9 protein-coding genes are annotated in these 7,182 nt (G+C 67.7%); 5 read left to right on the top strand and 4 right to left on the bottom strand.

Features of this window, described 5'->3' with window-relative positions:
- The 3 genes from KBY78_RS14570 to KBY78_RS14560 form a co-directional block, all read left to right on the top strand.
- Positions 1-514: metal ABC transporter ATP-binding protein (locus tag KBY78_RS14570; protein ID WP_255144227.1), on the top strand; the 514-nt coding region annotated here is incomplete at its 5' end.
- The gene (locus KBY78_RS14565; RefSeq protein ID WP_006171387.1) at positions 511-1,353 is read left to right on the top strand and encodes a metal ABC transporter permease; all 843 of its coding nucleotides are present in this window, start codon (positions 511-513) and stop codon (positions 1,351-1,353) included. The genes KBY78_RS14570 and KBY78_RS14565, both read left to right, overlap by 4 nt.
- A complete protein-coding gene (locus KBY78_RS14560; RefSeq protein ID WP_255144225.1) occupies positions 1,350-2,528 on the top strand; it encodes a DUF4336 domain-containing protein in 1,179 nt (392 codons plus the stop codon). Before KBY78_RS14565 ends, KBY78_RS14560 begins: the two co-directional genes overlap by 4 nt.
- 30 nt (positions 2,529-2,558) lie before the next feature.
- Here KBY78_RS14560 and KBY78_RS14555 read toward each other — a convergent pair whose 3' ends face one another.
- Together KBY78_RS14555 and lepB are read right to left on the bottom strand one after the other, a co-directional pair.
- On the bottom strand, positions 2,559-2,906 hold the full coding sequence (locus KBY78_RS14555) for a DUF760 domain-containing protein (protein ID WP_255144224.1): 348 nt from the start codon (positions 2,904-2,906) through the stop codon (positions 2,559-2,561).
- A gap of 53 nt (positions 2,907-2,959) precedes the next feature.
- Positions 2,960-3,565: a signal peptidase I gene (gene lepB / locus KBY78_RS14550; RefSeq protein WP_255144223.1), complete on the bottom strand. Its 606-nt coding sequence runs from the start codon at positions 3,563-3,565 to the stop codon at positions 2,960-2,962.
- Positions 3,566-3,585: 20 nt separating this feature from the next.
- On the opposite strand from lepB, the gene menD reads away from it, so the two are divergent.
- Together menD and menB are read left to right on the top strand one after the other, a co-directional pair.
- Complete coding sequence (gene menD / locus KBY78_RS14545; RefSeq protein ID WP_255144222.1) at positions 3,586-5,424, top strand: 2-succinyl-5-enolpyruvyl-6-hydroxy-3-cyclohexene-1-carboxylic-acid synthase; 1,839 nt, start codon at positions 3,586-3,588, stop codon at positions 5,422-5,424.
- Positions 5,421-6,317, top strand: a complete 897-nt coding sequence (gene menB, locus KBY78_RS14540; protein WP_255144221.1) for a 1,4-dihydroxy-2-naphthoyl-CoA synthase — start codon at positions 5,421-5,423, stop codon at positions 6,315-6,317. The genes menD and menB overlap by 4 nt, the downstream gene beginning before the upstream one ends.
- A 19-nt stretch (positions 6,318-6,336) precedes the next feature.
- On the opposite strand, the gene KBY78_RS14535 is transcribed toward menB, so the two are convergent.
- Positions 6,337-6,726, bottom strand: a complete 390-nt coding sequence (locus tag KBY78_RS14535) for a hypothetical protein (RefSeq protein WP_255144219.1) — start codon at positions 6,724-6,726, stop codon at positions 6,337-6,339.
- 163 nt (positions 6,727-6,889) lie between these two features.
- On the bottom strand, positions 6,890-7,182 hold a 293-nt coding region (locus KBY78_RS14530), incomplete at its 5' end, for a response regulator (RefSeq protein ID WP_255144218.1).

Genomic DNA, 7,182 nt, shown 5'->3' with positions numbered 1-7,182 from the left:
TTCCCAGGCCGTGGCCTATGTCCCCCAGACAGAAAGCGTCGACTGGAACTTTCCTATCAACGTCTATGAGGTGGTGATGATGGGCCGTTACGGGGCCATGAACGTCCTGCGCATCCCCCGCCCAGCTGACCGCAATGCTGTGCGGGAGGCGCTTGAGCGGGTTGAGCTATGGCCTCTGCGCGACCGCCAGATCGGGGCCCTCTCAGGAGGTCAGCGCAAGCGTGCCTTCGTGGCCCGCGCCCTGGCCCAGGGGGCTTCGGTGATGCTGCTCGACGAGCCCTTCACTGGCGTGGACATCCGCACCGAAAAGCTGATGATCGAGCTCTTCCAGCAGTTCCGCCACGAGGGGCGGACGCTGATGATCTCGACTCACGACCTCTCCCACGTGACGACCTTCTGTGACCAGGTGGTCCTGATCAACAAGACCGTGCTCGCCTACGGCGACACCGCCTCGGTGTTCACCAGCGAGAATCTCGCCCTCACCTTCGGTGGCCTGCGCCTGGACACCCCATGACGTCGGTGCTCACCTGGCTGATGGAACCCCTCAAGCAGGACTTCATGGTGCGTGCCCTGCTGGTCAGCATCCTGGTCTCCTGTGTTTGCGGCCTGCTCTCCTGTTTCATGACCCTCAAGGGCTGGGCGTTGATGGGGGATGCGGTGTCCCATGCGGTGATGCCAGGAGTGGTGATCGCCTATGCCCTGAATCTGCCGTTTGCGGTCGGGGCCTTCGTCTTCGGGGTGGGGTCAGTCGCGGTGATCGGATACATCAAGCAGATGACCCGGATCAAGGAGGACACGGTGATCGGCCTCGTGTTCACAGGATTTTTCGCCCTCGGCCTCACCCTGATCTCCAAGGTGCGCAGCACCATAGACCTCTCTCACATCCTTTTTGGCAACGTGCTGGGGATCAGCTCCTCGGACATCCTCCAGACGGTGGTGATCAGCCTGCTGGTTCTCACCGTGCTGATGGTGTTCCGCCGGGATCTGATCCTGTTCTGCTTCGATCCCACCCACGCCCGCTCCATCGGCATCAACACCGGCGTGCTGCACTATTTGCTGCTCTCGATGCTCTCCCTGGCGGCCGTGGCCGGCCTGCAGACCGTGGGCATCATCCTGGTGGTGGCCATGCTGGTGACGCCGGGCGCCACGGCCTACCTGCTCACCGATCGCTTCGATCGCATGGTCTGGATCGCCATTCTCTCGGCCGTGCTCTCCAGCGTGCTGGGCATCTACTGGAGCTACTGGATGGATGCCTCCACGGCGGGCTGCATCGTGCTGGTGCAGACGGGACTGTTTCTGCTCAGTTTCCTGTTCGCGCCTCGCCACGGGCTGCTGGCCCAGCAGCGCCGTTGACGCCGGTGGAGCAGCGACGGCCCAGTCAGCGCTGGTCCTGGTGGCCCCTGCTGCCCCTCTATCCCTACGGCCGCCGCCGCACGCTGGTGCGCACACTCATCTCCGCTCAGGTCTGGAGCTTCGAGCAGCTGCAGGGGATCTTCTATGTGGCGGTCCCGATCCGGATGACGGTGCTGCGCCTGCGCGAGGGGCTGCTGCTGTTTGCGCCGGTACCCCCCACCGAGGAGCTGCTGGAGGAGCTGCGCGCCCTGGAGCGTTGCTATGGACCGGTGCGCACGATCGTGCTGCCCACCAGCTCCGGCCTGGAGCACAAGTTACCGGTACCGGCCATGGCCCGCGCCTTCCCCGAGGCCGAGGTCTGGGTGAGCCCGCAGCAATGGAGCTTTCCGCTGAAGCTGCCGCTCTCCTGGCTGGGGTTTCCCCGCTGCCGCACCCGGGTGCTCCTGGAGGATGGGGTGCCCCATGGGGACGAGCTCAGCTGGCATCCGCTCGGCCCCCTCGACCTGGGGACCGGCACCTTCCTGGAGGTGGCCTGCCTGCACCGGGCCAGTGGAGCCCTGCTGGTCACCGATGCCCTGGTGGCGATTCCGCCGGCGCCCCCCCAGCTGTTCGAGGCCGATCCCACACCCCTGCTCTTTCATGGCCGCGAACGGGGCGATGAGCCCCTGATCGACACCCCTGAGCAACGGCGGCGCGGCTGGTGGCGGATGGTGCTGTTTGCCTCCTACCTGCGCCCCAAGTCGGTTGAGGTTCCAGGCCTGATGGAGGTGCTCAGCCAGGCACTGCAACCGGGCCTGAGGCAGCCCAGGTCCTATTTCGGTCTGTACCCCTTTCGCTGGTCGCCAGGCTGGGAGGCGGAATTCACGGCCCTGCTGAGCCCCCGTGGCGAAGCACGCCTGCAGGTGGCACCGGTGCTGGAGCGGCTGGTGTTCCCCCGCTGCCGCGATGCCCTGCTGAGCTGGCTGGAGAACCTCGGCGATCTGCAGCAGCTGCGCTGGCTCGTGCCCGCCCACTACGACGCCCCGGTGGCCTGCTCAGGCGATGATCTGTCGGCCCTGGCGAGGGAGATCAGAGAACGGCCCTGGGCCGTGTCCGATGGCTCCTGGGCCTACCTGGCGGAGATCGATCCAACCCTGCTGCGTTGGGTCGTCGTGCCCAGCAAACCAGGGTCCTGATTCAGACGAGATGGTTGCGGACAGCGCGGGTCAGAGTTTGAGTTCGCGTGGATCGGCATCCAGACCGCCCTCGCCGAAGAGGGTGGTCTCCAGCTCCATCCTCTGCTCCATCTGGCGCAGGAAATAGCCGGTCATCATCGCGGAGGCGAGCAGACCAGCCAGGTTGTCGCGGCTGGTCTGAATCTTCACTTCGAACTGCTCTCCGGGAAGCATCCCCAGCAATCCCTGGACGTTGTGGCGAATGATGTCCTGGATATCACCACTGGCCGAGCGGGCGACCCGCTGAAGCACATCAGGTGACTGGTCCTGCAGGTACTGAATCAGGGAATTCCCGCTGATCGCTTCGCTGTCGGTGGTCAGGAACTCCGGGTTGAACATGCCCCTCCGGCGTGATCCGAATCTGGTTAGGAACCCTAACGCAAGGTTTCAGATCACCCTGTCCCGGCGGTGGGTGAGAACCGTATCGGGCCGAGATGCCGTAGGGGCCAGTAGCGGAACACGGCGGTGCCGATCACATGATCAGCCGGCAGGGGCCCCCAGAGGTGGGAGTCGAGGCTGGCATTGCGGTTATCCCCCATCACCAGCAGGTGCCCCGCCGGCACGGTGAGGGGTGGGAGCTCGTAGTTGATCGGCTCGCGCCGCCAGGGCTCGTTCACCGCAGCGCCGTTGCGACGCAGTTCACCGTCGGCTACTTCGATCACATCGCCAGGCACTCCCACCACCCGTTTGATCAGGGCGGCCCGGGGGTCATAGCCAGCGGCAAGCAGGGGATCGGGCGGACGGAAGACCACGATGGCTCCGCGCGGCAGGACCGGAAGCAGCCGGGGCCTGAGCTTCTCCACCAGGATCCGGTCCTCCAGCTGCAGCGTGGGGAGCATGGAGCCCGAAGGAATCCAGCGGGGTTCCATCACCTGCCAGCGCAGCAGCAGGGCCACCCCCACCCAGAGCAGCAGGGGAATCAGCTGGCGGGCCACCCCCAGGCGGCGGCTGGCAGCGGATGGGCTTGAGGCCGAGGGGGACGGAAGGGGATTGGGCATGATCGCTCCATCCTGAAGCGGTGGCGGACCCAGTGAGCCAGGAGTTGCCCCAACGGCAGGGGGATCGGGCTGAGGCCAATCTCAGGGCGGCGACGGACCTGCTGCTGGAGCTGATGGCCCAGGGGGTGGAGCGAGTGGTGCTCTGTCCGGGCAGCCGTTCGGGGCCTCTGGCGGCGGCGGCAGGATTGCTGCTGCAGCGGGGACTGAAGCTGCACACAGCCATTGATGAGCGCTCGGCGGGGTTCTTCGCTCTGGGCCTGGCGAGGGCGGAGGGCAAACCAACCGTGGTGATCACCACTTCAGGCACCGCCGTGGCCAACCTGCTGCCGGCGGTGGTCGAGGCAAGCAGCGGTGCTATGCCGCTGCTGCTGCTGAGCGCCGACCGTCCGCAGCGTCTGAAGAACTGCGGCGCCAACCAGACCGTGAACCAGGAGGAGTTCCTCGCCCCATGCTGCCGCTGGTTTGCGCAGGGAGACAGCCGGGGGCTGGCCGAGATGGCTCGCGCTGCCCTTCAGGCCCTGGCCCGGCGGGCCCATCGGATGGCCCTGGCCGCTCCGATGGGGCCGGTGCACCTGAATCTGCCCTTCGAGGAACCACTCCATGCCGGGGTGGAGGCGCTGCAGGGCCTCGCCCATGAGCTGGGCGCCATGGCTGGTCCCACGGAAGAGCTCAGCCATGGTTCCGGCACCAGCGAAGCCACGACCGGCGCTGATCTGCTCGGGCTTGATCCTGATCGTCCCGGGGTGATCGTGGCGGGTCCCTGGCGGGGCAGGCCCAGGCAGTGGCCCGCCTTTGTGGCGGCGCTGGGGCGCTGGCAGCAGCGCAGTGGCTGGCCTCTGCTGGCGGATGGACTCTCCAACCTGCGGGGCCAGGCCGGACTGGAGTTGGTGGCCAGCTACGACCTGTTCCTCGAGGACCCCGACCCCGCTCTGGCTCCCCCCCAGATGCTGAGGCTGGGTCCCCTGCCCGCCAGCCGGCGGCTGCAGAGCTGGCTGGCGGGCTGCGGCGGCCTGCAGGTGCTGATCAGCGAAGGGGATCCACGCCCGCTCGATCCCCTGGGCACGGTCCAGGCCAGCTGCAGCGACGGACTCTCTGCCTGGTGTGCGGCCCAGCCGGCCTCGTTCTGGCGGGGGACCCCCAGCGGCAAGGTCAACCAAGAATTCCTGGCGTGCTGGCAGGCTGCCGAGAGTGGCACCCAGGGCTGGGTGAACACCCAGCTGACGCGCCAGGGAGCCAGCCGCCGGCCCGATGAACCCAGCCTGGCGAGGGCCCTGAGCCAGCTCCTGCCGCCGGGCCTTGCGGTGATGCTGGCCAGCAGCAGCCCCGTGCGCGACTGGGAGAGCTTTGCCGATCCCAACGGCCCCGCCAGGCCCATGTATGGCTTCCGGGGGGCCTCAGGCATCGACGGGACGCTGTCGCTGGCGGCGGGGCTGGCGGAGAGCCTCGGTGGGCTGGTGCTGCTCTGCGGCGATCTGGCCCTGCTCCACGACGCCAACGGCTGGCTCTGGCACCACCAGATGCGGGGCCGGCTCACCGTGGTGCTGATCGAGAACGGAGGAGGCGGCATCTTCGAGCAACTGCCGATCCGCGCGGCGGCGGGCCTGGATTTCGAGCGCCTCTTCGCCATGGGCCAGCCCCTGGATCACACCGCCCTGGCCGCTAGCCATGGTGTGCCCTGTCGGAGGGTGGCAGCCCTGGCCGAGCTGGAGGTGGCCCTGGACTGGGCCCTGGAGCGGCCGGTGGCCCTGCTGGAGGTCAAAACCGACCGCCGGGCCGATGCCCTGTTGCGCCAGCGCCTGCGCCAGGACCGTCCGCGCCAGCTGCTCAGAATGGCTCCCTCCCAGCTCCCGCCGCGATGAGCGTCGATCACACGCCGGCTGACATCCCAAGCCCCGGCCCGGTGCTGCCAGGAGAGAGCCTGGTTTGCTGGCGCTCAGCCGCCAGCTACGAGGACATCCGCTTCGATCTCTGTGGGGAGGGGATCGCCCGGATCGCCATCAACCGTCCGTCCAAACGCAACGCCTTCCGCCCGCGCACGGTGGTGGAGCTCCACGACGCCTTCAGCCGGGTGCGCGATGACCCGCGGGTGGGGGTGGTGCTGTTCACCGGCGTGGGCCCCGCGGTCGACGGGGGCTACGCCTTCTGCGCCGGCGGCGACCAGAGCGTGCGCGGCGATGGCGGCTACCTCGATGAAAGCGGCCTGCCGCGCCTGAACGTGCTCGATCTGCAACGCCAGATCCGCTCCCTTCCCAAGGTGGTGATCGCCCTGGTGGCGGGCTACGCCATCGGCGGCGGCCAGGTGCTGCACCTGCTCTGCGACCTCAGCCTGGCGGCGGAGAACGCCGTCTTCGGCCAGACGGGCCCGCGGGTGGGCAGCTTCGACGGCGGCTTCGGCGCCGGCTATCTGGCGCGCCTGGTGGGCCAGCGCAAGGCCCGGGAGATCTGGTTCCTCTGCCGCCGTTACAACGCCGAGGAAGCTCTGACCATGGGCTTGGTGAACGCGGTGGTGCCGCTGCAGAAGCTGGAGGCGGAGGGGGTCCGCTGGGCCAGGGAGGTGCTGCAGCACAGCCCCACGGCGATCCGTTGCCTCAAGGCCTCCTTCAACGCCGAAACCGATGGCCTGGCCGGCATCCAGGAGCTGGCGGGCCAGGCCACCCACCTCTTCTACCGAACGGCCGAGGGTCAGGAGGGGCGCAATGCCTTCCTCGAGAAGCGTGATCCCGACTTCAGTGATTCCCCCTGGTTGCCCTGAAGCCACTGGGCTGGCGCACCTACTGAAGCCGCCGGAAGCAGAGCGGCTCACGGCGCTCCAGTCCGAGGATCCAGAGACCGCCCGCCAGCTCCTTGAGCCGTTTCAGAAAGAGGGTGCTGTCGCCAGTGGCGATCCACTGGGCCTTGAGGGCGGGCAAGGTCTCCTGCAGAGCTTCGATCGGCAACTCCAGCAGCAGCAGGCTGTGCTTGCCAGCCGCCCGGCGCAGCGCACCCTCCTCACTGCGCTGCCACACCCTCACCAGTAGCTCGAGGGCCTGCTGCCGGCCGACATCACCCGGATCCCCATCGGCCGGCACGGGCTCAAGCAACGATTTCCCCTGCAGTGGCATCGCCCGTTGCCCCCCCTGCTCCAGCAGGGCCAGGGCGATCAGATAAGGAGCGGCAGCCATGGGATTGAACAGCGGAAGGCACTGACACAGTGGCCCCTGGAGCCACGCCAGGCGGGCTGTTCGCCAGATGGACCAGTGCAACCCACGGCGATCCGTTGCCTGAAGGCCTCCTTCACGCCGACCCCATTGGCCTGGCCGCCACTTCGATCGAACCGCCGAGGGTTCAGCACTTCACCCTGGTTCCCCTCAAGGCCCGACTGGCCCGATCGAGCGCCTTGCTGAGCTGCGTCAGCTGCAGCGGCTTGGTCAGAAAGTCGTTCATGCCCGCTTCGAGGGCCTCAGCGCGATCAGCCACCGTGGCTCCAGCCGTGAGCGCCACGATCCATGGGCTTTGCTGATCAGCGCTGTTGCGGCGGATCCGGCGGGTGGCACCCAGGCCATCAAGGCGGGGCATCTGTGCATCCATCACGATCAGGTCCGGATCGAGGGAAGCGTGAAGGGAAACCGCTTCCTCAC

Source organism: Synechococcus sp. EJ6-Ellesmere, from assembly GCF_024345875.1.
GTDB lineage: Bacteria > Cyanobacteriota > Cyanobacteriia > PCC-6307 > Cyanobiaceae > Regnicoccus_A > Regnicoccus_A antarcticus.
Note: the sequence above shows the minus strand (reverse complement) of the source record. Positions and strands in the feature narration are given on the sequence as shown.

What these genes read in the sequence shown, in the direction of transcription:
- menB (WP_255144221.1), top strand. Translation starts at nt 5,421, where the DNA reads ATGAGCGTCGATCACACGCCGGCTGACATCCCAAGCCCCGGCCCGGTG.
- KBY78_RS14555 (WP_255144224.1), bottom strand. Translation starts at nt 2,906, where the DNA reads ATGTTCAACCCGGAGTTCCTGACCACCGACAGCGAAGCGATCAGCGGG.
- KBY78_RS14535 (WP_255144219.1), bottom strand. Translation starts at nt 6,726, where the DNA reads ATGGCTGCCGCTCCTTATCTGATCGCCCTGGCCCTGCTGGAGCAGGGG.
- lepB (WP_255144223.1), bottom strand. Translation starts at nt 3,565, where the DNA reads ATGCCCAATCCCCTTCCGTCCCCCTCGGCCTCAAGCCCATCCGCTGCC.
- KBY78_RS14565 (WP_006171387.1), top strand. Translation starts at nt 511, where the DNA reads ATGACGTCGGTGCTCACCTGGCTGATGGAACCCCTCAAGCAGGACTTC.